The sequence below is a fragment of the Variovorax sp. J31P207 genome (genome assembly GCF_030316965.1).
Classification (GTDB): domain Bacteria; phylum Pseudomonadota; class Gammaproteobacteria; order Burkholderiales; family Burkholderiaceae_C; genus Variovorax; species Variovorax ginsengisoli_B.
Map to the genome: position 1 here is coordinate 939,440 of NZ_JASZYN010000002.1, position 20,671 is coordinate 960,110.

20 protein-coding genes are annotated in these 20,671 nt (G+C 61.4%); 16 read left to right on the forward strand and 4 right to left on the reverse strand.

The genetic code is table 11. From position 1 onward, the window contains the following. Nucleotides 1–444 precede the first annotated feature (444 nt). From QTI68_RS10120 to QTI68_RS10145, 6 genes are all read left to right on the forward strand, one after another. Nucleotides 445–1,359: a LysR family transcriptional regulator gene (locus QTI68_RS10120; protein WP_286521302.1), complete on the forward strand. Its 915-nt coding sequence runs from the start codon at nucleotides 445–447 to the stop codon at nucleotides 1,357–1,359. Nucleotides 1,360–1,588: 229 nt separating this feature from the next. Beyond that, the gene (locus tag QTI68_RS10125; protein WP_286521303.1) at nucleotides 1,589–2,569 is read left to right on the forward strand and encodes a Bug family tripartite tricarboxylate transporter substrate binding protein; all 981 of its coding nucleotides are present in this window, start codon (nucleotides 1,589–1,591) and stop codon (nucleotides 2,567–2,569) included. Nucleotides 2,570–2,600: 31 nt separating this feature from the next. Then, nucleotides 2,601–3,122, forward strand: a complete 522-nt coding sequence (locus tag QTI68_RS10130; protein ID WP_286521304.1) for a cupin domain-containing protein — start codon at nucleotides 2,601–2,603, stop codon at nucleotides 3,120–3,122. 138 nt (nucleotides 3,123–3,260) lie between these two features. Beyond that, nucleotides 3,261–4,052 (forward strand): amidohydrolase family protein, encoded by a 792-nt coding sequence (locus tag QTI68_RS10135; protein WP_286521305.1) that lies wholly within the window; start codon nucleotides 3,261–3,263, stop codon nucleotides 4,050–4,052. 43 nt (nucleotides 4,053–4,095) lie between these two features. Beyond that, nucleotides 4,096–5,100 (forward strand): Bug family tripartite tricarboxylate transporter substrate binding protein, encoded by a 1,005-nt coding sequence (locus QTI68_RS10140; RefSeq protein ID WP_286521306.1) that lies wholly within the window; start codon nucleotides 4,096–4,098, stop codon nucleotides 5,098–5,100. Nucleotides 5,101–5,114: 14 nt separating this feature from the next. Then, nucleotides 5,115–5,849, forward strand: coding sequence for a maleate cis-trans isomerase family protein (locus tag QTI68_RS10145; RefSeq protein ID WP_286521307.1), 735 nt, complete (start codon nucleotides 5,115–5,117; stop codon nucleotides 5,847–5,849). Here QTI68_RS10145 and QTI68_RS40145 read toward each other — a convergent pair. Continuing rightward, nucleotides 5,752–6,195: an aldehyde dehydrogenase family protein gene (locus QTI68_RS40145; protein WP_353506409.1), complete on the reverse strand. Its 444-nt coding sequence runs from the start codon at nucleotides 6,193–6,195 to the stop codon at nucleotides 5,752–5,754. The genes QTI68_RS10145 and QTI68_RS40145 overlap by 98 nt on opposite strands. A gap of 355 nt (nucleotides 6,196–6,550) precedes the next feature. Here QTI68_RS40145 and QTI68_RS10150 point away from each other — a divergent pair, with 355 nt between their 5' ends. The 9 genes from QTI68_RS10150 (at nucleotide 6,551) to QTI68_RS10190 (ending at nucleotide 14,592) form a co-directional block, all read left to right on the forward strand. After that, nucleotides 6,551–6,829: a hypothetical protein gene (locus tag QTI68_RS10150; protein WP_286521308.1), complete on the forward strand. Its 279-nt coding sequence runs from the start codon at nucleotides 6,551–6,553 to the stop codon at nucleotides 6,827–6,829. Between the two features lie 171 nt (nucleotides 6,830–7,000). Continuing rightward, nucleotides 7,001–7,978: a Bug family tripartite tricarboxylate transporter substrate binding protein gene (locus QTI68_RS10155; protein WP_286521309.1), complete on the forward strand. Its 978-nt coding sequence runs from the start codon at nucleotides 7,001–7,003 to the stop codon at nucleotides 7,976–7,978. Nucleotides 7,979–8,050: 72 nt separating this feature from the next. Next, complete coding sequence (locus QTI68_RS10160) at nucleotides 8,051–8,521, forward strand: hemerythrin domain-containing protein (RefSeq protein ID WP_286521310.1); 471 nt, start codon at nucleotides 8,051–8,053, stop codon at nucleotides 8,519–8,521. A gap of 19 nt (nucleotides 8,522–8,540) precedes the next feature. After that, a complete protein-coding gene (locus QTI68_RS10165; RefSeq protein WP_286521311.1) occupies nucleotides 8,541–9,866 on the forward strand; it encodes a Rieske 2Fe-2S domain-containing protein in 1,326 nt (441 codons plus the stop codon). An 8-nt stretch (nucleotides 9,867–9,874) separates the two neighbouring features. Further along, on the forward strand, nucleotides 9,875–10,867 hold the full coding sequence (locus QTI68_RS10170) for an ABC transporter substrate-binding protein (RefSeq protein WP_286521312.1): 993 nt from the start codon (nucleotides 9,875–9,877) through the stop codon (nucleotides 10,865–10,867). A gap of 70 nt (nucleotides 10,868–10,937) precedes the next feature. Beyond that, entirely contained in the window at nucleotides 10,938–11,870 is a 933-nt protein-coding gene (locus QTI68_RS10175; RefSeq protein WP_286521314.1) for a PDR/VanB family oxidoreductase, read from the forward strand. Further along, nucleotides 11,867–13,045: a Gfo/Idh/MocA family oxidoreductase gene (locus QTI68_RS10180; protein WP_286521315.1), complete on the forward strand. Its 1,179-nt coding sequence runs from the start codon at nucleotides 11,867–11,869 to the stop codon at nucleotides 13,043–13,045. The genes QTI68_RS10175 and QTI68_RS10180 overlap by 4 nt, the downstream gene beginning before the upstream one ends. Beyond that, a complete protein-coding gene (gene nadC, locus QTI68_RS10185; protein ID WP_286521317.1) occupies nucleotides 13,042–13,905 on the forward strand; it encodes a carboxylating nicotinate-nucleotide diphosphorylase in 864 nt (287 codons plus the stop codon). The genes QTI68_RS10180 and nadC overlap by 4 nt, the downstream gene beginning before the upstream one ends. Nucleotides 13,906–14,070: 165 nt before the next feature. Next, nucleotides 14,071–14,592 carry a MarR family winged helix-turn-helix transcriptional regulator gene (locus QTI68_RS10190; RefSeq protein WP_286521574.1) on the forward strand — a complete coding sequence of 174 codons (522 nt, stop codon included), beginning with the start codon at nucleotides 14,071–14,073 and terminating at the stop codon, nucleotides 14,590–14,592. Nucleotides 14,593–14,938: 346 nt separating this feature from the next. Here QTI68_RS10190 and QTI68_RS10195 read toward each other — a convergent pair whose 3' ends face one another. The 3 genes from QTI68_RS10195 to QTI68_RS10205 form a co-directional block, all read right to left on the reverse strand. Continuing rightward, on the reverse strand, nucleotides 14,939–16,105 hold the full coding sequence (locus QTI68_RS10195; RefSeq protein ID WP_286521318.1) for a hypothetical protein: 1,167 nt from the start codon (nucleotides 16,103–16,105) through the stop codon (nucleotides 14,939–14,941). A gap of 28 nt (nucleotides 16,106–16,133) precedes the next feature. Continuing rightward, a complete protein-coding gene (locus QTI68_RS10200) occupies nucleotides 16,134–17,138 on the reverse strand; it encodes a Bug family tripartite tricarboxylate transporter substrate binding protein (RefSeq protein ID WP_286521319.1) in 1,005 nt (334 codons plus the stop codon). An 821-nt stretch (nucleotides 17,139–17,959) separates the two neighbouring features. After that, on the reverse strand, nucleotides 17,960–18,931 hold the full coding sequence (locus QTI68_RS10205; protein ID WP_286521320.1) for a LysR family transcriptional regulator: 972 nt from the start codon (nucleotides 18,929–18,931) through the stop codon (nucleotides 17,960–17,962). Nucleotides 18,932–19,047: 116 nt separating this feature from the next. Between QTI68_RS10205 and QTI68_RS10210 the strand changes: the two genes are divergently transcribed. Next, a complete protein-coding gene (locus QTI68_RS10210; RefSeq protein WP_286521322.1) occupies nucleotides 19,048–20,559 on the forward strand; it encodes a CoA-acylating methylmalonate-semialdehyde dehydrogenase in 1,512 nt (503 codons plus the stop codon). The last annotated feature ends 112 nt before the right edge of the window (nucleotides 20,560–20,671 follow it).

Below are 20,671 nucleotides of genomic sequence, written 5' to 3' on the forward strand. Positions count from 1 at the left end.
ACCTTCGGATCATCGAGCGAATCCACCGTCGCGCGAACTTGATAGGTTGACAACGCATTCAAGATTGCCGGCTCGAACCGGTCTTCCCCCGCATGGCAAGGCTCGACTTCGCGTCGAGAAAGTCAGACGGCTTGGTGCGCGCAGGAGTCCGAGCGCGGGTCATGGCCGACCTGCGCGCCTCATCCCCCATACAAGGGTTAACCCGAGATTCATTGCAGTTGTCTCCATTATCATTATACTTAGGCGCCTATGTTTTATCCGGTAGGGCCAACTGGACGCAGCCAGATAGTGACGACAACGAGCGGGAGGCCCTGCCTGAGCGCGACCCTGGCCCTGCGGCCACCATTCGCTGGGCGAATCGGCGTCCGTACCCCGCAATCCACGGCCGGGGAGAAGCGTAGGCTTGGCAAGCCGTAGTTCTCAAGCGGGAAAGGGCTGCTCAGCATGAACCTCTATGAAGAAGACCTGAACCTGCTCCTCATCTACGAGGCGCTTCTTGAAACGCGAAGTGTCTCGAAGGCAAGTGAACGACTCAACGTCAGCCAGCCCTCCATGAGCAACGCCCTAGCTCGGCTGCGCAAAGCGTTTGACGATCCGATGTTCGTCCGCGTCAAGAACACCATGGAGCCCACGTCACGAGCACTGAGTATCGAAGCACCGATCAAGGGTATTCTGTCGCGGGCACGTGCCGAGGTTTTCCAGAAACACACATTCAGTCCAGCGCTGTCGAGCCAGACCTTCACGCTTTGTATGACCGACCTGGCTCAGGCCGCCTACCTGCCCAAGATCATCAACTCTGTCCGGGTCGAGGCGCCCAACTCCAAACTTCGCGCCATAACGCCGATAGCGGAGCGGATGGAGGAAGGGCTGGAGTCTGGTACCGTGGACCTCGCGGTCGGGTATTTCCCCGATGTCAACGAAGCTGGCGTTTTCCAGCAGCGGCTGCTGCGCAACAGCGGCTTTAGTTGCATCGTCGGCCGCGATAACGTGCACCTCGAGGACGGCTGCCTCACCGTAGAGACCTTTACACGGGCACCACATGTGGCCATTCGCACCGAGGGTCGAAGCCATGAAGTGATCGACATGAAGATGGCAGAGCTTGGCATCCTTCGCAGGCTGGTCGTCACCATTCCCAACTTTCTCGGCCTCTTGAGCATCATTCCGCAGACCGAACTGATGGCCGTCATCCCCAACGACCTGGCAACGATTTTCCAGCGCCAGGAGGCTATCGCGGTTCATCCCTTGCCTTTTGAGAGTCCGAGGGTCGCGGTGACGCAAGTCTGGCACCGCCGCTATGACAAAGACGAGGCCAACAGGTGGCTCCGCACCCTGGTCAAAGGCTGCCTCGGCGAAGTCTGACTTTGCCTTCACGCTGCCTTCTGCAGCCTCGATCCACCACCTCGGGTCTGCTCGCTGACAACCGGATCTGTGCGCGGCCGGACGCTGCGGACAAGTGACATTCATTTTTCCGATACAGCGAATAGCTTGGGACACGTTGAGCGATCAATGCTGGCCCACCAGAATCGCCTCAGCCAGTGCCCTTGATAGTGACCCGCAGGCATCAAGACCTGCCCTTCGGAGACACACCATGATGAAGATCCTCAAGCGCTTCGCAGCGTTTGCCCTATTGCTCCCCTGCGCCGCCATTTCGGTCAATGCGGTAGCAGAGGTCGCAACCGAGTTTCCGGCCCGCCCGATCAAGCTCGTTGTGCCCTTCCCAGCCGGTGGTCCTACAGACCTCTTGGCCCGCGTCGTGGGCCAGCGCATGGGCGAGCTGATGCGTCAAACGATCGTGATCGACAACAAGCCAGGCGCCAATACCATCATCGGCGCCAGTGCCGTCGCAAAAGCTGCTCCTGACGGCTATACGCTGCTGCTGGCTATCGACAACACGCTGGTGATGAATCAGCACCTCTACTCGAGACTGCCGTACGACCCAGTCAAAGATTTCGAGCCGATCGGGAAGGTGGCCACGACGCCGCTCGTCGTGATGACCAATCAGGCGGGTCCCAAGTCAATGCAGGCGCTGGTGGATCAGGCGAAGACCCATCCCTCCACGATGAGCTATGGGTTCGGAACCTTCACCTCGCAGCTTTCCGGCGAGTTGCTCAGGAAATTCCTCGGGAAGGATGTGGTCCCTGTGTCCTACAAGGGAAGCGCAGGTACGACCCAGGCACTGCTGTCCAGCGATGTCGCGTTCACGATCGACGGGATCACTACAGCCATGCCCCACTTCGAAAAGGGCACGTTGCGGCCGCTTGCCCGCCTAAGCGCGAAACCCATCCCTACCCTGCCGAAAGTGCCCTCGTTGGCTGAAGCAGGCATCAATCTGCCCGACATCGAAGTATGGATGGCGCTGCTTGCTCCCAAAGGCACGCCTTCAGACGTGGTGGCGAAGCTGAACAGGGCGCTGACACAGGCCTTGGCGGCCAAAGACGTGCAGGACACCCTTCTCGCCGCCGGTCTGCTCACAGATCCCAGTTCGCCAGAAGCCCTGCGCAGCTTCATGACGTCGGAATCCGCAAGTTGGCGCAAAGTCATTGCGGACTCCGGCATCAAGATTGATTGACCTTCACCAACCCACCTCGAGGAACCGCTCCATGAGTAGCACGGCAACCAATGTCATCGCGCCGATCGTCCACAGCGCCGCCGAATGGCGCGCCGAAATGGCCCGCCTTACCAAGACGGGGCAGCCGAGCTTTTTCCACATCCGCACTCGATTGCCCAAAGAAGGGCGAACCAATCAGGTACTGGGTGCATCTCGCTATATGAACGTGGTGCTCAAGACCTATGCAAGCGGGGGGGAGAACGAGATCCACGCTCATTCCAATGAGGACCACTTGTTCGTGGTCCTGCAAGGTGGGGCCGTATTCTATGGCCCGGGCGGAGAGAAGCGCGAGGTCGGGAAGAACGATTGCGTGCTCCTACCTGCTGGCACCTTTTACTGGTTCCATGCCAAGGAAGATGAGGGAGCGCTCGTGATGCTTCGCGTCGGAGCGCACATCGATCCCGATAGCGATGTACTGGCGCGCATTGACCTGGATGGCAAGCCTTTCGACGGCTACTCCGAGAAGAACAAGGAAGCACCGATCGTCCTCCACGAGGATCTCATCTTCGAGTAAGTCTCAACCCGTCCAGCCACGCGCGCCCCTTCATCTCAACGACCCGCAACCCTGCCCATGATCCCTCTGTGCCAGCCTCCTGATCCTTTGCCTCGTGCGCCTAGGCTGATCTGTCCGTCTGGAACGACTGACTGCCACGTGCACGTCTATGGGCCAGTCGGTAGCTACCCCGTCGCCTCGACTCGTGCGTTCGATGTGCCCGATGCCCTGCCTGCGACGCTGCGCCACCTGCATGACGCCCTGGGCGTCGACCGCTTGGTCCTGGTGCAGCCCAGTGGCTACGGGACCGACAACCGCCGCCACCTGGACGCCATTGCCGACATGGGCCGGCCGGCGCGCGTGATCGCCGCATTGCGCGCTGACGTGGCTGACATTGAGCTGGACCGCATGCACGAAGCCGGGGTGCGTGGCGTGCGCTACAACATCGGCCACGCCGGCGCCGTGCCGCTCTCCGAGATGCCGGTTCTGGCAGCTCGCATTGCACGACTGGGCTGGCACGTGCAGCTCCATGTCATGGATGATCAGGGCCGCGCCCCATTGGCCGAGATCGAGTCCACGCTACGCGAACTGCCGACGGACGTGGTGATCGACCACATGGGGTCGCTACGGCCGGGCGACGGCCTCGGCCAGGCGGGCTTTCAGGCGCTCTTGAGGCTCGTAAACACCGGACGCTGCTGGGTCAAACTCTCATGCGGCTATCGGATGTCGGCACTTTCGCCTCCCTACGAGGACATGGTGGCTTACGTTCAAGCGTTGCTCGCGGCCCGCTCTGACCGCTTGGTCTGGGCCAGCGACTGGCCGCATGTCTCATTCAAAGGATCGATGCCCAATACCACGGACCTGCTCGATCAGATGCTGACCTGGGTGCCGGACGAGCGGCAGCGTGAACAAATCTTCGTGCGCAATCCAGAGACCCTTTACGGGTTCTGAGCCGCGCTCCATCCTTCATATTCCCTTGCCTAACGGAGACTCCATGTTCACACCTCGACTGCTGCGCCGACCGGCGCAGCGCACAGTGCTGTTGCTCGCGACCATGTTGGCCCTCGCCGGTCTATCCACGTCGATCCAGGCTCAATCCTCTTCGAGCTATCCTGCCAAGCCGGTCAGGCTGATCATTCCCTTTCCCCCAGGTGGACCCGCAGACGTTTTGGGGCGCGCGATCGCTCAACGCCTCTCGCAAAAATGGGCGCAGCCAGTAGTCGTCGACAACAAGGGCGGTGCCAATACGCTGATCGCGGCACAGGAAGCAGCGCGTGCTGCACCCGACGGCTACACCCTGTTCATGCCGCTCGATTCGACGTACACCATGAATCCGGCGCTCTACTCGCGGCTGCCCTACGATCCGATCAAGGACTTCGCATCCATCTCAATCGTGGCCCGGCAGTCACTGGTGCTCACAGCCACGGATCGCACGACTTTCAAGACCGTCACCGACTTGGTTACGGCCGCGAGGGCTGACCCAGGCGGCATCAACTACGGTTCTAGCACCACCTCCACCCAATTGGCTGGCGAATTGTTCACACGGCAGACAGGGACGAAGCTGGTCCAGGTGCCATACCGCGGCGCATCAGAAGTGGTCAAGGGCATGCATTCAGGCGATGTCCAAGTGAGCTTCGACGGCATCGCAGCCAACGTCCCGCACATTCGTACAGGCAAGATTCGGGCCTTGGCGACGACAGGGCCGACCCGTTCGGCCGCTCTGCCCGATGTGCCGACGCTCGCCGAGGCTGGGCTCAAGGGGTATGAGTTGGTAATGTGGAATGCACTATCAGCCCCTGCGGGCACGCCGAAAGCCATCATTGACAAGATCAACAAGGACGTCATCGAGATCGTTCAACGCAAGGACGTCAAAGACCAATTGTTGATTTTCGGACTCGAAACCGCAGGAACCAGCCCCGAAGAAATGAACGAGACCATCCAGCGGGAGACCGCCAAGTACGCGCCTCTTATCAAGGAACTCGGCCTGAAATTGGACTAACAAGCAAACCTGACATGGCGACACAAAGGCTGCTGGACTATGGATCGGCCGGGCGGGTGGGAATCTTGCTTCCCTCTGTCAATCAGGCTGCCGAGCCGCAGTTGCGGTCAATGCTGCCTCCAACCATCGGCATCGCCGTCACGCGACTGAAGCTGGTTGACAGTTCCGAGCTGGCATTGCTTGGGATGACACGCGATATCGAGGCTGCATCTGAGTTGTTAGCAGATGCCGGTGTCGATCTCGTTGTGTTCCACTGCACAGCAGTTTCGACCTATAGCGCCGATCTGGAAGCATCCATCCTGGAAAGGATCGCCGCGGCAACGGGCCTGCCAGCGCTTGCGACCTCGCAAGCCCTGGTGGGAGCCTTGCAGGAGCTGAGCGCCCGAAGCGTAGTCATGCTGTCGCCGTATACGGCGCCTGTCAACGAAAGGGAAAGGGCCTTCTTCACCCGACGAGGGTTTGACGTACTTTCTACGGCAGGTCTGGGTTGCACTACGGGGCGCGAGATGATGTCCCTCACACCCGAGATGTGGCATTCCTTCGCCTTGCGAAATGCCGATCCTCGCGCTGACGCCTACGTGCTGAGTTGCACGACAGTGCGAACTGCCGAGGCCATCGAGGCTCTGGAGCAGGAGCTGGATCGCCCGGTCATCACGAGCAACACCGCAGTGGCGTGGGACGCCATGCGTATGCTCGGCGTTCGTGAAAAGATACTGGGTTTCGGCCGTCTACTCTCCAAGGCTGACTGACCCGCGGCGAGACCGGCCCTTGCAGCGGCCCAAGCGGTCTCAGGCAACCGTTCATCATCGACGACGACCGGGGCGGCATACCTGAGAGTGACATCGATGAGCTCGTCCTTCGCCTCCTTGGTTTTCCACCCGAGCGCGAGCCCGAGGATCCGAGGATCTCCTCACGTGCCACCCGCATCGAGAGCGTGGCGCCGCTATGGACGGTGGATTTGACGAAATGCCCCGTCTTCAGCGGTTCAGCCCCCACGCGCCGGCCACCCGTCGTAATGGTGGCGCCTTTGGCCATCGCGTATGCGATGCAGTCTAGCGACTTCTTCATCGGCAACTCGTTCACCATCGCGCCCATGGTGGTCCTCAGTCAGTGGCAAATGCCAGGCACATGCGTCGACGGTACGAGGCTGACGAGCGCGTCGAGGAACTGGTCGTGGATCTCGCCAGGATGCCTGAGAGCCCAAGCGCTTAGGCGGCGGACCGTCACTGCTCAGCGATGCCCGCGCGGTGAGCGAGCTGCGCCGCATCCTTCCCTTCTAGTCCGGCTGGCTCCAAGCCGCACTACACGAGCCTAACCTCATGCAAGCCGCGTGGAACGGACCCATCGCTTGTACGCCCTCGCCCATCGATGCACTAAGCCGACTCCTTCGGCTCGGGATCGGCAAGCCGCCTCTGCCCTAGGCGAGAAGAGCCAGTGGGCCGAGAAGGCAATGTTCGGCGACCTCGAAGATTTCATGAACTACGCATCCCGAGCGTCCACTTGTGGCTTGCCGTCGCCGGACCGATCGGCCCCGGTTCGCCCCAGCCCTTCGCACACGAATCTGCTGGATTCCTACCGCGCGGGTGGCATCGAGTGGGGCAAGCAGAGGGTGCACTTCGAATCCGAATACTCGGAGGAGAACATCTCCGGCCGCCAATGGCCGGAAAGCCTGGCACCGCTAGATAAGTTCGGGCGCTACCCGGCCAATCACGCCCCTTGCGCCGAATGAAACGCCAAGTCTCAGCGACTCACGTAACAACCAAGGGTTAATCCTAGCTTCATCCCGTCGCCAAGATTGTCCTTCGTCAATATACTTAGGCAGCGAAGTAAATAGGCGGCGCCGACGCTGTGAGCCCATCGGTCCTGCGCGGATCCATTCATTGACTTACCTACCCCCACCATGCGAATCTCCCGACGAAGCCTTCTTGCCGCCGCAGCTGCTGTGGCCTGCGCATCCTCCCTTCAACTCGCCCTGGCTGCGGGATATCCATCCCAACCTGTGCGCCTCATCGTTCCCTATTCACCCGGCGGCTTGCCAGACACGGTGGCGCGCATCGTTGGGCAACGGCTAACGGAGAGCTTGGGCCAATCATTCGTCGTGGAGAACAAGCCTGGCGCGGGCGGAGCTGTTGCCGCAAATACGTTGGCCCAGGCTCCTGCAGACGGATACACTTTCATCGTCACCGACGGCCCCATGCTGGCCATCCCCCCCTTCGTTACGACGAAGCCCCCGTTCAACGCCCAAAAGGATTTCGTGCCTGTGTCGCTCATCGGCACAGCTCCCCTCTACTTGGCAGTGAACGCCAACGTGAAGGCGAACAATCTCGACGAGCTCATCGCGTTGGCGAAGAGCAAACCCGGTGCGCTCAACTACGGCTCCTCAGGTCTCGGCAGCATCCACCACCTGACCGCCGAGGCCATGAAGGCCGGCCTCGGCATCAACATCACGCATGTGCCTTTCAAAGGTAGCGGTCAGTCGGTGCCGGCCATGATGGGCGGCCAGGTCGACATGCTCTTTGCGTCGCCGCCCACCCTCATGGGCTTTGTGAAGAACGGCCAGGCGAAATTGATCGCCATCAACACGGCCAAGCGCGCTCCCCTGACGCCGGATGTTCCCGCGCTTTCCGAGAAAATTCCCGGCTTCGACTTCGCCTTCACTGTAGTCGTTCTTGCCAAACCTGGCACTCCGCAGGATGCCATCAACAAGATCAATGCCTCCATCGCCTCAGTGGTGAAGACGCCCGCAGTCATCGAGCAACTGCAAAAGGCGGGCGTGGATCCAGTTGGCGCCTCCGTAGAGCAGACCTCTGCCGCGCTCAACGCGGAGATGCAGCGAATCACCGCAGCCGCTAAACATGCAGGGATGAAGCCTGAATAGTCCGAGCGGCACAGCAGGTTATTTGCGCATTCCGTTTGCCCATTATACTTAGGCCTCTAACTATTGTAGGCCATGCACATAGTCGAGCACGCACCCCAGCCAGCCCAATGGCATGAAGACCTAAGACTTGGGTTTGAGCCCATGGACGATATCCACGAGGAGTTCCTTGAACTCGTGAGCGCACTTCTTGGCGCGTCTGACGAAGACATGCTTGAGGTCCTTAGGGCACTGCACGCCCACTCGCGTGAACACTTCGCGGCAGAGGAACGCTGGATGGAAGAAACGACCTTCCCTGCTGCCGCATGCCATCGTGATGAGCACGCGGCCGTGCTCGCGAGCATGGCAGGCGTGACGAAGAAGGTGATGGCCTGCGACTTCGAAGCGGGTCGGCGTCTCGCCCGCGCATTGGCCGAATGGTTTCCGAACCATGCCGACTACCTCGATTCCGCCCTGGCGCATTGGATATGCAAAAAACGCCTAGGCGGCAAGCCCATCGTGCTCCGTCGCACACTTGCCTCCCGTGCAGATGTAGTGTCAATCTAAGTCTTTCGGAGAACGAATCATGTTGAACCATCAAGAAAACGAACTGCTGTGCCGTGTCGAGGGTGATGCGCCGATGGGCCAGCTCATGCGCCGCCACTGGACACCGATTTGCCTTATCGAAGAAGTGAGAGACCCTGACAGCGCACCCGTCAAGGCACGCGCCTTCGGCGAAGACGTCGTGGTCTTCCGCGACACCGATGGCCGCGTTGGCGTGCTCGAGGAATCTTGTCCGCACCGGCGCGCCTCGCTCGTATATGGCCGCAACGAGGATGGCGGGCTGCGCTGCCTGTATCACGGCTGGAAGATGGACGTCGAGGGCAACGTTCTGGAGATGGTGTCCGAGCCTGCGGCCAGCGGCATGGTCGACAAGGTCAAGCACAAGGCGTATCCGGTTAAGGAATGGGGCGGCATGGTTTGGGCCTGGTTCGGCCCGGCGGATGCCGTTCCCGAGTTCACGCCGCCGCCGTGGGCACCGACCGCAGATGTGCGCGTGAGCATTGCCAAGGCGATCCTGCCCTGCAACTGGGCCCAGGTACTGGAAGGAGCAATTGATTCGGCGCACAGTTCCAGCCTGCACTCCTCTGACATGGTGCCGGCGCGCGTCGACAGCGCCGGCGACACCGGTCAACTCTGGCTGCGTCCGTCTACTGACAAGGCGCCTCGGATGCAGGTTCAACAGGCCGCCTATGGTTTCCGATATGCAGCGCTGCGCCGTCCTATCAAGGACGCATCAACGCACGACTACGTTCGCTCGACCGTGTTCGTGGCGCCCTATTCTGTGCTGATTCCGCCGAACAACCTGTACAACGTGGCGAATGTCAACGTGCCGATGGACGACACCACGACGGCCTTCTATTTCATCGCCTGGGGCGAACCCGGGCAGACGCCCGAGACCGAAACCTGGCGCAAGTTCCTGCGTCAGACGGTGGGTATCGACCTGGACGAGTACTACCGGCCGCTGCGGAACCACGATAACCGCTTCTGGCAGGACCGCCAAGCCATGAAGGCAGGAAACTTCACCGGCATCACGGGCTTCCCGAACCAGGACGTCGCGATGTGGGTGACCATGGGCCCGATTGCAGATCGGACGCATGAACGCCTGGGCGCGAGTGACCTCGCGATTGTGGAATTCCGCAAACAGATGCTGCAAGCGGTCGACTCGTTCCAGAAGGGCGCGACCGCAATCGGCACCGCAGAGAACGCAATCTCCCGCTCTATCTGCTCGTTCCAGGCCATCGTGCCCAAGACCATTGATTGGCGCGAATTCCAGGCCCGTCCTGTACTGGCTGGCGGCGCTGACAACGCTGAAGAGTTGGAACCGTCGTACTCCGTGAACACGAACTGAGCAAACATATGGCAAAGCTGCAACTTTCAGTCGCGATGGGCGACTATGACCGCACCCGGGCGTTGTTCGATGGTCGGGTGCAGATCGATGGAGTCGATCCCGTCTACATGCTGCTCAACCCGGAAGAGATGTTCTTTCGCGCGATGCGAAGTCGTGACTTCGACATCACCGAGCTCTCGTTCTCGAGCTACCTTGTCAAGCACTCGCGCGGCGAGTGCCCCTATATTGCCATTCCGGTGTTTCTTTCGCGAGCCTTCCGCCACACGTCGTTGTACGCACGCAAAGACAAGATTCAGCGTCCTCAAGACCTGAAGGGAAAGCGCATCGGCCTGCCTGAGTATCAACTTACGGCCAATGTCTGGGCACGCGCGATTCTGCAAGACGACTATGGAGTGCGCCCAGAGGACGTGACTTGGGTGCGAGGAGGCATCGACCAACCGGGGCGCCCCGAGAAGATCAAACTGGATCTCCCTCCCGGTGTGCGCCTTGAGGCTGCTCCCGAAGGGGTCACCATTTCCGAGCTGCTGGAGCAAGGTGAGATCGACGCGTTCATGGGCCCGCGGCCTCCGAGCAGGCACATCCTGCAACGCAATGCGAACATTGCCTGGCTGTTCGACGATCCGACGACCGTCGCGAAAGACTACTACCGGCGCACCGGCGTGTTCCCGATCATGCATGTGGTCGGGATCCGCAAGGAGTTGGCCGAGAAGCATCAGTGGCTCCCTGCCGCGGTCTTCAAGGCCTTCAACGCATCCAAGACCGCTGCCCTCGAATTGCTCGCCGACACGTCGGCCACCAAGGTGACGCTGCCCTTCGTCGAGGAGCAGCTCAAGGCAGCACGCGACACGATGGGCGAAGACTACTGGTCCTACGGAGTCGCGCCCGCGCGCAAGACGCTCGAGACCTTCGTGCGCCATCATCACTCACAGGGTCTCTCCCCGCGAGAGGTTCCAGTCGAGGAGCTCTTCCATCCCTCGACCTACGAGAGCTATAGCATTTGATTTCACCAACCGCCGGCCGGTGCCGGCGCAGGGACCCCTTATGACTGCGCAAACTCACGCAGACACGCAGATGCCGCTGCGTGTCTCCGCCATCATCGACGTCGCCGGGAGCGTGCGAAGCTTCGAGCTCGTGCAGCCGGACGCTAGCGAATTGCCGCCATTCACCGCAGGCTCGCACCTCAAGGTACAGACGCCAAGCGGCCAGCTGCGAAAGTACTCGCTATGCAATGATCCTGCTGAGCGGCATCGCTATGTCATCGCTGTGAAGCGCGACGATGCTGGCCAGGGCGGTTCGATCAGCATGCACACGCAGCTCCATGAAGGAGACATCCTGCCGACGTCGGTGCCGGAGAACGCTTTCCCGCTGGTTGACAATGCGCGCTCATACACCTTCATAGCAGGTGGGATCGGGATCACACCCGTCCTCTCCATGATTCGATCATTCGGAGAGTTGCCGCCTGCTCCCTGGAAGCTCTACTACCTCACGCGTTCCCCGGAAAGCACCGCATTCTTGGCGGAACTCAAGGACCCCACGCTGAAGCGCAACGTGGTCATTCACCACAGCGAGGGGAACGGAGAATTTGACCTTTGGCCCGCACTGGAGAAGCCGGATAGCGGTCATGTTTACTGCTGTGGCCCCAAGGGCTTGATGGAATCCGTGCGCGACATGACCGGTCATTGGTCGCGCAAGAATATTCATTTCGAGAGCTTCAACGAAGGCGGAGGCGTCAAGCCTGACGACAAGCCTTTCACCGTGAAACTTGCGAAGTCCGGCCATGAGTTCGAGGTACCCGTGGGCAAGTCGATCCTTGCGGTAATTCGCGAACATGGTTGCAACTCGGCCTCTTCCTGCGAAAGTGGCACATGCGGCACGTGCCGAACGACGCTGCTTGAGGGCGAGGCCGACCACCGCGACATGGTCCTGTACCCGGAGGAGATGGAGACACAGATCATGATCTGCGTCTCCCGGGCCAAGAAAGAACGACTGGTGATCGACCTGTGAACAAAGTTGACCCCATCCGTATTGGCGTGGCAGGGCTCGGCCGAGCTTTCACGCTCATGGTCCCGACCTTCCAGGGCGATGCCCGTGTCCAGTTGGTTGCAGCATGCGATCCGAGACCCGCGGCACGCGAGCGGTTCGCGCGAGACTTCGCAGCCAATACCTACCAGGACATCGAGGGCTTGGCCACAGACGATAGCGTGGAGGTCATCTATGTTGCGAGCCCTCATCAGTTCCACGCTGAGCATGCCCGCACCGCAGCGGCTCATGGCAAGCATGTGCTCGTGGAAAAGCCCATGGCTCTCAAGCTGAGCGAGTGCGACGCCATGATCGACGCGTGTGACGGCGCGGGCGTACACCTCATCGTCGGGCACTGCCACAGCTTCGACGCGCCGTATCTGCGGGCACGTGAAATCATCCGCTCCGGCACCGCGGGTCAGGTGCGGATGATTAACGCGCTGAACTACACCGACTTCCTGTACCGCCCCCGCAGGCCCGAAGAGCTGCGAACAGAGGACGGCGGTGGCGTCGTCTTCAGTCAGGCCGCCCACCAGGTTGATATTCTTCGCCTGCTCGCGGGCAGCGACGTCACACGCGTGCGCGCTGCAACCGGTCGCTGGGATCCGGAGAGAAACACGGAAAGCGCATACAGCGCCATGCTTTGGTTCGCCAACGGTGCATTTGCATCGATGACCTACTGCGGATACGGCCACTTCGACTCGGACGAGTGGAATGGGTGGATCGGCGAAATGGGGCAGCGGAAATCACCTACAGAACACGGCGGCGCGCGCAGGAAACTCGACAGCGTCTCCAACGCAGCCGAGGAGGCCAAGCTGAAGAACGAGAGTACCTACGGAGGGCCGACGTATATGCCGCCCAAGCCCGCTCCCGGATCCTGGTACCAGCATTTCGGTCCCATCGTTGTCTCGTGCGATGGCGCAGACCTGCGCCCCGTGCCCGACGGCGTGTGGGTGTACGGGCACGACACAAAGACCCATATCGCGCTCGAGCAGCCTCACGTGCCACGCTCGGAGGTGATTGACGAGCTGTACGCCGCGGTGCGGGAAGGCCACCCTCCCCTGCATGATGGGCCTTGGGCCCGCGCCACCCTTGAGGTCTGCCTTGCACTCCTGCAGTCAGCGAGCGAAGACCGCGAAGTCGATCTCTATCCCCGATGAACTTTGAACAGAATGAGACCCTTGAGCTGGCTCGTGCACGCAATGTGCGCGACGCGCTCATGGAAGATATTGGCCGCGGCGACTGGACGGCACAGCTGGTGCCTCCCGCCCAGCGAGTGCAGGCCCAGGTCTTGGCAAAGGAACCGTCCATTCTGTGCGGGCAACGGTGGTTCGAGGAGTGCCTCCATGCGCTCGACCCCAGAGCAAGCATCTCCTGGAACTATGGCGACGGAGACCACGTAGCCGGCGGCACGATCATCTGTACGGTGGAAGCCCATGCGCGCTCGCTCCTTAGCGCCGAGCGGACAGCGCTCAACTTCCTGCAGATGCTGTCTGCCGTGGCGACGCAGACTCGCGCTTACGTGCAAGCCACCGTCGGCCGCACTTTCAATCCCTACGGGGTTCTGGTGATCGACACACGCAAGACCCTTCCAGGACTGAGACAGGCCCAGAAGTATGCGGTACGTGTAGGTGGCGGAAGCAACCACCGGATGGCGCTGTGGGACGGGATCCTGATCAAGGAAAACCATATTGCAGCTGCCGGTGGAATCGCCGAAGTGCTGGCGCAAGCACGGGCGTTGGAGTCAGGCGTCGACATCCAGATCGAAGTGGAGAACCTGGAAGAGCTGCGCATCGCGCTCGCAAATGGAGCGACAAACGTGCTCTTGGACGACTTCAGCCTCGAAGATGTGCATCGCGCAGTCGAATACACCGCTCGGCGCGCTGTCCTGGAAGTTTCAGGCGGAGTTGACCTTGCATCGATAGGTGAGATCTCGAGTACTGGCGTTGACAGAATCTCGATCGGCAGGCTCACCAAGGACTTGAAGGCGATCGACCTCTCTATGCGCGTAATCGGGTGATCTTTGTTCTCGACGCACCGCCCAGCAACCTTCAAGTGCGCGGGCCTGATTCGGACGTGTCCTATGCAATCAGTGATCCGTATCCTTGTTCCGGGTCAAGGCGCGATCAGCCAGGGAAGATCGTGCCGCAACTTCCCTTCGTTAAATCGTGCAAAAATGGAGTTCATGCCGTCATCTACCCCTGAGCGCGAATCAGACGTTTCCAAACGCCTTCTGAAGCATTGGCACGAGGCCGTGCCGAACGACCGCTTGGCCCACCTCGTGAAGGACGCCACCAGGAGCTTCCTGCGATCGCTCCAGGCAAGGCTCACGCCACACGGTGTCTCGCTCGGTCACTGGACGTTCCTGCGTATCCTGTGGGAACAAGATGGGATCACTCAGCGTGTGCTGAGCCACGAAGCTGGTGTGATGGAGCCGACGACGGTGGTCGCGCTTCGCGCGATGGAAGAGCTGGGCTACATCACACGCGAGCGGCTGCCAGACAACCGGAAGAATATCTATGTGTTCCTCACTCCTAAGGGGAAGGCTCTGAAGAAGAAGCTCGTTCCCCTGGCCGAAGAAGTCAATGCGGTGGCGGTCCGCAGGATGAGCGCCGCCGACGTAGCGCACACTCGTCGATGCCTGCTGCTGATGCTGGACAATTTGGCGCACGATCAGGTTCTCGGACCCGAGAGCACCATCGGCTGAATTCAACGTGCCTTGCGGATGGTTCTGAAACCTGAAAGGCCTTGAAGTGTTATAGCCTTGTCACGAAATGCACAGGTCGTGGCGCTTTAGCTTGGAACGAATGGTGCAGTAAGCGACCTCCGTATCCGCCAGCAGACCTCTCCTTGGCGGCGAGCAGAAGGCTTCGCACATTTCAATGGCGTCCGGATAGCTCCGGCGTGGGTCCAGTGTGAACGGCAGTTGCACCGTTCCGAATCCCTCGACCCTGTGCACATGCAACCCGCTGGCCTGACAGCGCACGGAGGGCGCCCTCACCGGTACAACCAAACGCGGGCAGCACGCCACCCGGCGCGCGATGACTACAGCGCTACAGAACCTGAGCCTCCAGCAGATCGAGCGGATCTCCATATCGCTGTGCCAGCCGCACAACTTCAGGGTCTCGAAGGGCGCACAGGAAACCGCTTTCGACTAGCATGTTGTCGCCTGCGGTGACTGTGGCATCGAGCGTCACCAGATCGACATGGACTGGCGGCTCTTCCCAGTCTGGCATGGTGCGGCGGATGTAGTCTGCAGGCTTGACCAGGTCGATCCCGAAATGCAGCGCACCCGGCGAGTTGGACCCCGCAGGATAGATCGTGTGGCGCGGTGCCTTTGGGTTGAAGCCGCAGCCTCCCCCCTCGATCATCCGACCGCCAACCAGCATCTCGCGGAGCAGCGCTGCATCGCTCGATTCGCCCTCTACCCGACTGACGTACTCACCATCGAAATGAACGCCGATTCGCTCGGCAAACGGGGCGCGGAAGCCCACAGCCCATTGTGGATACAACACACCCGACATTTGCGTTGTCTGGGTGAGATCGTTCTTTACCGCGTTGTGATCCCACAGGTTCGGTCCGTGCGAAGCCAAGTAGTGGACATAGCAGCCGTCTTCGTCAGCGGTCGTCTTCCCACGCCAACGGTTGGTTGCCAGCATGTTGTCGCGCATGGTAGGCGTGAAGGAGATCTTGAAGTCACTGCCTCGTTGGTCGGTGAAGCGCAGATCGAAGGGAACGCCCTGTGGATATCGACGAGCGGTCGCTCGTGTAATCTCACCGATCAGCTCGATCGGGAAGCGTGCCTGTTCTGTGTGCAGCAGATCCAAATTGCGGAAGTAGGTGATCTTGACCCAGCGCTGGCCCCGCTTGCGCATTGCGATGAAGTAGGGGTCAATGATCGAGCAGAACCAAGTTGACACGACAAAGGTCGCAGCCTCAACCATCGCCTTGCATTCCTGCGGCACCTCAGTCACGCGGGAGTTCGGCTCCATGTACACGCGCACAGTGGCGCCCCGTGCCCTGGCATGCCCTTGGACGGCGTCCATGACGCGGGGGTCCAGCAGCGGGTCCGCCAGCATCAGGACGCGATCACCAGGCCTAAATGCAAAAGTTCGCGTGAAGTTGTCTAAGGCCTGAAAAAAATGCTTTGTCTCAGTGATGGCACTCGGCAATGCGGACGGAAGGCCGATGTAGTCGCCGGTAGAGGGTGCGGTGCTCATGCATTGCTCCTTTCCTTGCTGATGCGATTCATTCGATCGTGGCGCCAGAACCCTTGACGGCCTGGCCCCACCGGATCAGTTCGCTCTTGACGAATTGCGTCAAGGCCTCAGGGCCTGCTGCCGCGGGCTCGGCGCCACGCTCCGCCAGTTGCTGCCTGATTTGGGGATCATCAAGTGCCTTGCGGACGGCTGCCTGCAGTCGTTGTACAACTTGAGAGGGCGTTCCCTTGGGAACGAAAATCGCATCCCAGGCACTCACGTCGAACCCAGGAACGCCGGACTCGGCAACGGTCGGAGTACTTGGGAGCGAGCCGACGCGGCTTGCAGTCGTGACGGCGAGCGCCTTGATTCTTCCGCCTTGCACCGCTCCAGCTACGTTGGGGATCACGTCGATCAGAATGTCGATCTGCCCGCCGAGTAGATCAGTCAATGCGGGCGCGCCACCGCGGTAGGGCACGTGGACGATCGAGACACCCGCTGCCGCCTTGAGCAGTTCGGTCGCCAGGTGCGATGTGGTGCCATTGCCAGCCGAACCATAGGTAAGCTTGCCGGGCGAAGAGCGGATCAGTTTAAGTAGGTCGGGGAAATTGTCAACCGGCAGACCGGCCCGCACGGTCACCAGCGCAGCGATCCGGGTGAGTTGGGACACAGGCATGAAGTCCCGCATTGGATCGAACCCGGCATTCTTGTAGAGCGTGTGGTTGATGCCGAATGTGCCATTGGTGCCGTAAAGAACGGTGTAGCCGTCGGCCGGCTCCCTGGCCGCCTTCTGGGAGCCAATGTTGCCGCCGGCTCCAGGCAGGTTTTCCACCACCATGGGCTGGCCCAATTCCTTGCCCACGCGCGTCATGACGAGGCGCGCTAGGGTATCGCCGCCACCGCCTGCGGGGAACGGGACGATCAGGCGAATGGGCTTGGTTGGATAAGCGTCCGTGTCTTGTGCTGCGGCTGAGACGACACAGACGCCGAGCATTATCAAGGCAAGCAGATTAGGTATCGCACGGCAGGTGAAAAGCGGGGTGATTCTGTACATTCGCTCGTCTCTCGGTGGTTGTCGCACTGTGGCCGCTACGCGGCGTCTAGGTGTATGCCAGCTGAACATCGCAGCCTCAGAACGCTGGCTCGCCAGGAACACTTTCAGCGTGGAGCCAGGCTGTTGGTGGGCGTTGGGCAAAACACTAACGTCATGGGTTGCCCCATTATGATTAGATCTCTAAGTATAATGAATTGCTTCGAGCAGACAATGTTAGGCAAATAAGGAAAAACCCTTGCTACATTGCCCAATTGCCGGTTCGGACGCAAAGTGGCAGACTGTGCGGAACTTCGCCGATTCGCCTCCATTGCGGCGCTCGGGGCGACAAAGTCGCTGATCCAAGTGCCGCTCGAGCATCAGCCGGAGAATGGCAGGATTGCCTGCGTCTCACTGATGCCCTGGGGCAGGTGCTTGAAGAAGATCCTGTTCCCGGTGGCGGAAAGAGGTGAACGGCTGCTCTCCCGGCTGGTGTAGTGGCGGTGAGATGCGCGCTACTGGTCGTGATCGACAATCTGGCTGGCGTCGGCGTCGGCCGGACCAGAGAACTGTGCGGCTTGCGGGCTTGGTGACGTTTATGCGTTGTTGGTGGATCATCAGAGCGCCGAGTACTCGGCACGGCACACACGTCCTGGGAGCAGTCGACAAGCCACCACTGAACGTCGTCGGTCGAGCGGGATGGCAGAGCGCTTCGTTGGGGCGCGATGTCCGGTCCAGGTTGGAGTCGCGACCCCATGTCGCGACAAGCGCATATTTGTCAGCCATTCGTCAGCCTGCTCGAAGTAAGCGTGCAGCCACCTCGGCTGGTGCGCCAGGCGGACGCTTCAGTCCCCGGCGCCTGCCTTTAAAGAGAAGCCCCCGGTGAATGCCTCGCGCAGCCAGTTCACGAAAGCAGTGACCCTCTTGGGCACATAGGGCGCATAGGGCCGGATCGCATACAACCGCTCAGCAAAGGCGCCGACCGGCTCCCAGCGCGGCAGGACCTCCACCAGTCGTCCAGCGCGCACGACGGCCTGCGCGGAAAAGTCAGGCAACAGCGCAACACCCAGTCCGCTCAACGCGGCATCACGCAACGCCTCGCTGTTGTTGGCTGCCAAGACGCCCTTTACCGGGATCGTCACGCGCGGCGCCTGCGTCCCCGCACCTCTGCGCGAAGCCGCGCGCTCCACGAAGTGCCAGGCCGGCGTATCGCCCTCGCGGGGGTAGTGCAGACACTCGTGTGCCAACAAGTCTTGCGGGTGCGCGGGTGATCCCGCGCGCCGCAGATACGCGCGGCTGGCCACGAGCACCGAGCGCGTCTCGCACAGCGCCCAGGCGACATGGGTGTCGGGGGGCGTGGCGGTATGCCGGATCGCAAGGTGAAAGCCCTCCGTGGCAATCGACACCAACCGGTCCGACAACTCCAGTTCCAGTCGAACGCCCGGATAAGCGCGCAGGAACTCGTGCAAGCGCGGCACGAGATGCTGCCGCGCCAGCGCTACCGGCGCGCTCACGCGCAGTAAACCACTTGGCGCCTCGCTCATGTCACGGATGCCTTCGAAGCTGTGGGCGATCGCATCAAACGACGAGCGTGTCTCGTTCACCAGGCGTTGCCCGGCTTCAGTGAGACGCACGCTTCGGGTCGTACGCTGCACCAGTTGCATGCCGGCTTGGCGCTCCAGCTCCGCAATCCGTTGGCTTACACCGGCTTTGCTCACACCCAGGCGCCGCGCAGCGGCGGTGAAGCTTCCTTGCTGCGCCAGGACGTTGAGCCAATACACATGGCCCCATAGGCCTTCCAAACTTGTTCTTTCCATCACCTATTGTTCACCAAAGCGAACAATGAATTCAATCGGTGACCTCTAGTGCCAAGGCAGCGGCACTCCTAGACTGCTCTTCCAAGACTCCCCCATCTGAACTTATTCAACCGAGCATGACCGTTTCCCACCTTGAACACTTCATCAGTGGCCGCCGCGCGGCCAACACCTCCGGCTGCACCCGGGACGTGACCAACCCGGCCAGTGGGCGCGTCACGGCCAAGGTTGCCCTGGGCGCCAAGGCGGACGTCGATGCCGCGGTGGCCGCCGCCCAGGCCGCCTTCCCGGCCTGGGCCGACACGCCGCCGATCCGCCGCGCCCGCGTGATGTTCAAGTTCCTCGAGCTGCTCAACAAGCACAAGGACGAGCTGGCCCACCTGATCACGGCCGAGCACGGCAAGGTCTTCACCGACGCCCAGGGCGAGGTCACCCGCGGCATCGACATCGTCGAGTTCGCCTGCGGCATCCCGCAGCTGCTCAAGGGCGACTTCACCGACCAGGTCTCCACCGGCATCGACAACTGGACCCTGCGCCAGCCGCTCGGCGTGGTGGCCGGCATCACGCCCTTCAACTTCCCGGTGATGGTGCCGATGTGGATGTTCCCGGTGGCGATCGCGGCCGGCAACACCTTCGTGCTGAAGCCCAGCCCGACCGACCCGAGCCCCTCGCTGCGCATGGCCGAACTGCTCAAGGAGGCCGGCCTGCCCGACGGCGTCTTCAACGTCGTGCAAGGCGACAAGGAGGCGGTCGACGCGCTGCTGGAGCACCCCGACGTGAAGGCCATCAGCTTCGTCGGCTCGACCCCGATCGCCAACTACATCTACGAAACGGGCGCCCGCCACGGCAAGCGCGTGCAGGCGCTCGGCGGCGCCAAGAACCACATGGTGGTGATGCCCGACGCCGACATCGAGCAGACCGTCGACGCCCTCATCGGCTCGGGCTACGGCTCGGCCGGCGAGCGCTGCATGGCGATCTCGGTGGCGGTACTGGTGGGCGACGTGGCCGACCGCGTGATGCCACTGCTGACCGAGCGGGCGAAGACGCTGAAGGTGCTCAACGGCACCAACCTGGCCGCCGAGATGGGCCCGATCGTCACCCGCGCCGCGCACGAGCGCATCACGGGCTACATCGCCCAGGGCGAGAAGGAAGGCGCCAAGCTGGTGGTGGACGGCCGCGGCTTCGACGCCAGCGCCGCCGGCGAAGGCTGCGACGAGGGCTTCTGGATGGGCGGCACGCTGTTCGACCACGTCACGCCCGAGATGCGGATCTATAAGGAAGAGATCTTCGGCCCGGTGCTGTCCTGCGTGCGGGTGCACGACCTCAAGGAGGCGGTGGACCTGATCAACGCCCACGAGTTCGGCAACGGCGTCTCCTGCTTCACGCGCGACGGCAACGTGGCGCGCGAGTTCAGCCGGCGCATCCAGGTCGGCATGGTGGGCATCAACGTGCCGATCCCGGTGCCAATGGCCTGGCACGGCTTCGGCGGCTGGAAGAAGAGCCTGTTCGGCGACATGCACGCCTACGGCGAGGAAGGCGTGCGCTTCTACACCAAGCAGAAGTCGATCATGCAGCGCTGGCCGGAGAGCATCGGCAAGGGCGCCGAGTTCGCCATGCCGGTGGCAAGATAGTGCCCAGCCCTACCGCAGATAGCGACATAAAACAGGGATTGCCGGCATTCAAAGTCGAAGACTAGTTGGTCGGCGCGCGAAAGACCAGGCGTCCTCAACCTCGGCCCGAATC

Coding starts and splice junctions, on each gene's coding strand:
- QTI68_RS10200 (WP_286521319.1), bottom strand. CDS start 17,138: ATGTACAGAATCACCCCGCTTTTCACCTGCCGTGCGATACCTAATCTG.
- QTI68_RS10120 (WP_286521302.1), top strand. CDS start 445: ATGAACCTCTATGAAGAAGACCTGAACCTGCTCCTCATCTACGAGGCG.
- QTI68_RS10160 (WP_286521310.1), top strand. CDS start 8,051: ATGCACATAGTCGAGCACGCACCCCAGCCAGCCCAATGGCATGAAGAC.
- QTI68_RS10210 (WP_286521322.1), top strand. CDS start 19,048: ATGACCGTTTCCCACCTTGAACACTTCATCAGTGGCCGCCGCGCGGCC.
- QTI68_RS10205 (WP_286521320.1), bottom strand. CDS start 18,931: ATGGAAAGAACAAGTTTGGAAGGCCTATGGGGCCATGTGTATTGGCTC.
- nadC (WP_286521317.1), top strand. CDS start 13,042: ATGAACTTTGAACAGAATGAGACCCTTGAGCTGGCTCGTGCACGCAAT.
- QTI68_RS10195 (WP_286521318.1), bottom strand. CDS start 16,105: ATGAGCACCGCACCCTCTACCGGCGACTACATCGGCCTTCCGTCCGCA.
- QTI68_RS10140 (WP_286521306.1), top strand. CDS start 4,096: ATGTTCACACCTCGACTGCTGCGCCGACCGGCGCAGCGCACAGTGCTG.
- QTI68_RS10150 (WP_286521308.1), top strand. CDS start 6,551: ATGTTCGGCGACCTCGAAGATTTCATGAACTACGCATCCCGAGCGTCC.
- QTI68_RS10190 (WP_286521574.1), top strand. CDS start 14,071: ATGCCGTCATCTACCCCTGAGCGCGAATCAGACGTTTCCAAACGCCTT.
- QTI68_RS10165 (WP_286521311.1), top strand. CDS start 8,541: ATGTTGAACCATCAAGAAAACGAACTGCTGTGCCGTGTCGAGGGTGAT.
- QTI68_RS10155 (WP_286521309.1), top strand. CDS start 7,001: ATGCGAATCTCCCGACGAAGCCTTCTTGCCGCCGCAGCTGCTGTGGCC.
- QTI68_RS40145 (WP_353506409.1), bottom strand. CDS start 6,195: ATGGGCGCGATGGTGAACGAGTTGCCGATGAAGAAGTCGCTAGACTGC.
- QTI68_RS10145 (WP_286521307.1), top strand. CDS start 5,115: ATGGCGACACAAAGGCTGCTGGACTATGGATCGGCCGGGCGGGTGGGA.
- QTI68_RS10125 (WP_286521303.1), top strand. CDS start 1,589: ATGATGAAGATCCTCAAGCGCTTCGCAGCGTTTGCCCTATTGCTCCCC.
- QTI68_RS10170 (WP_286521312.1), top strand. CDS start 9,875: ATGGCAAAGCTGCAACTTTCAGTCGCGATGGGCGACTATGACCGCACC.
- QTI68_RS10175 (WP_286521314.1), top strand. CDS start 10,938: ATGCCGCTGCGTGTCTCCGCCATCATCGACGTCGCCGGGAGCGTGCGA.
- QTI68_RS10130 (WP_286521304.1), top strand. CDS start 2,601: ATGAGTAGCACGGCAACCAATGTCATCGCGCCGATCGTCCACAGCGCC.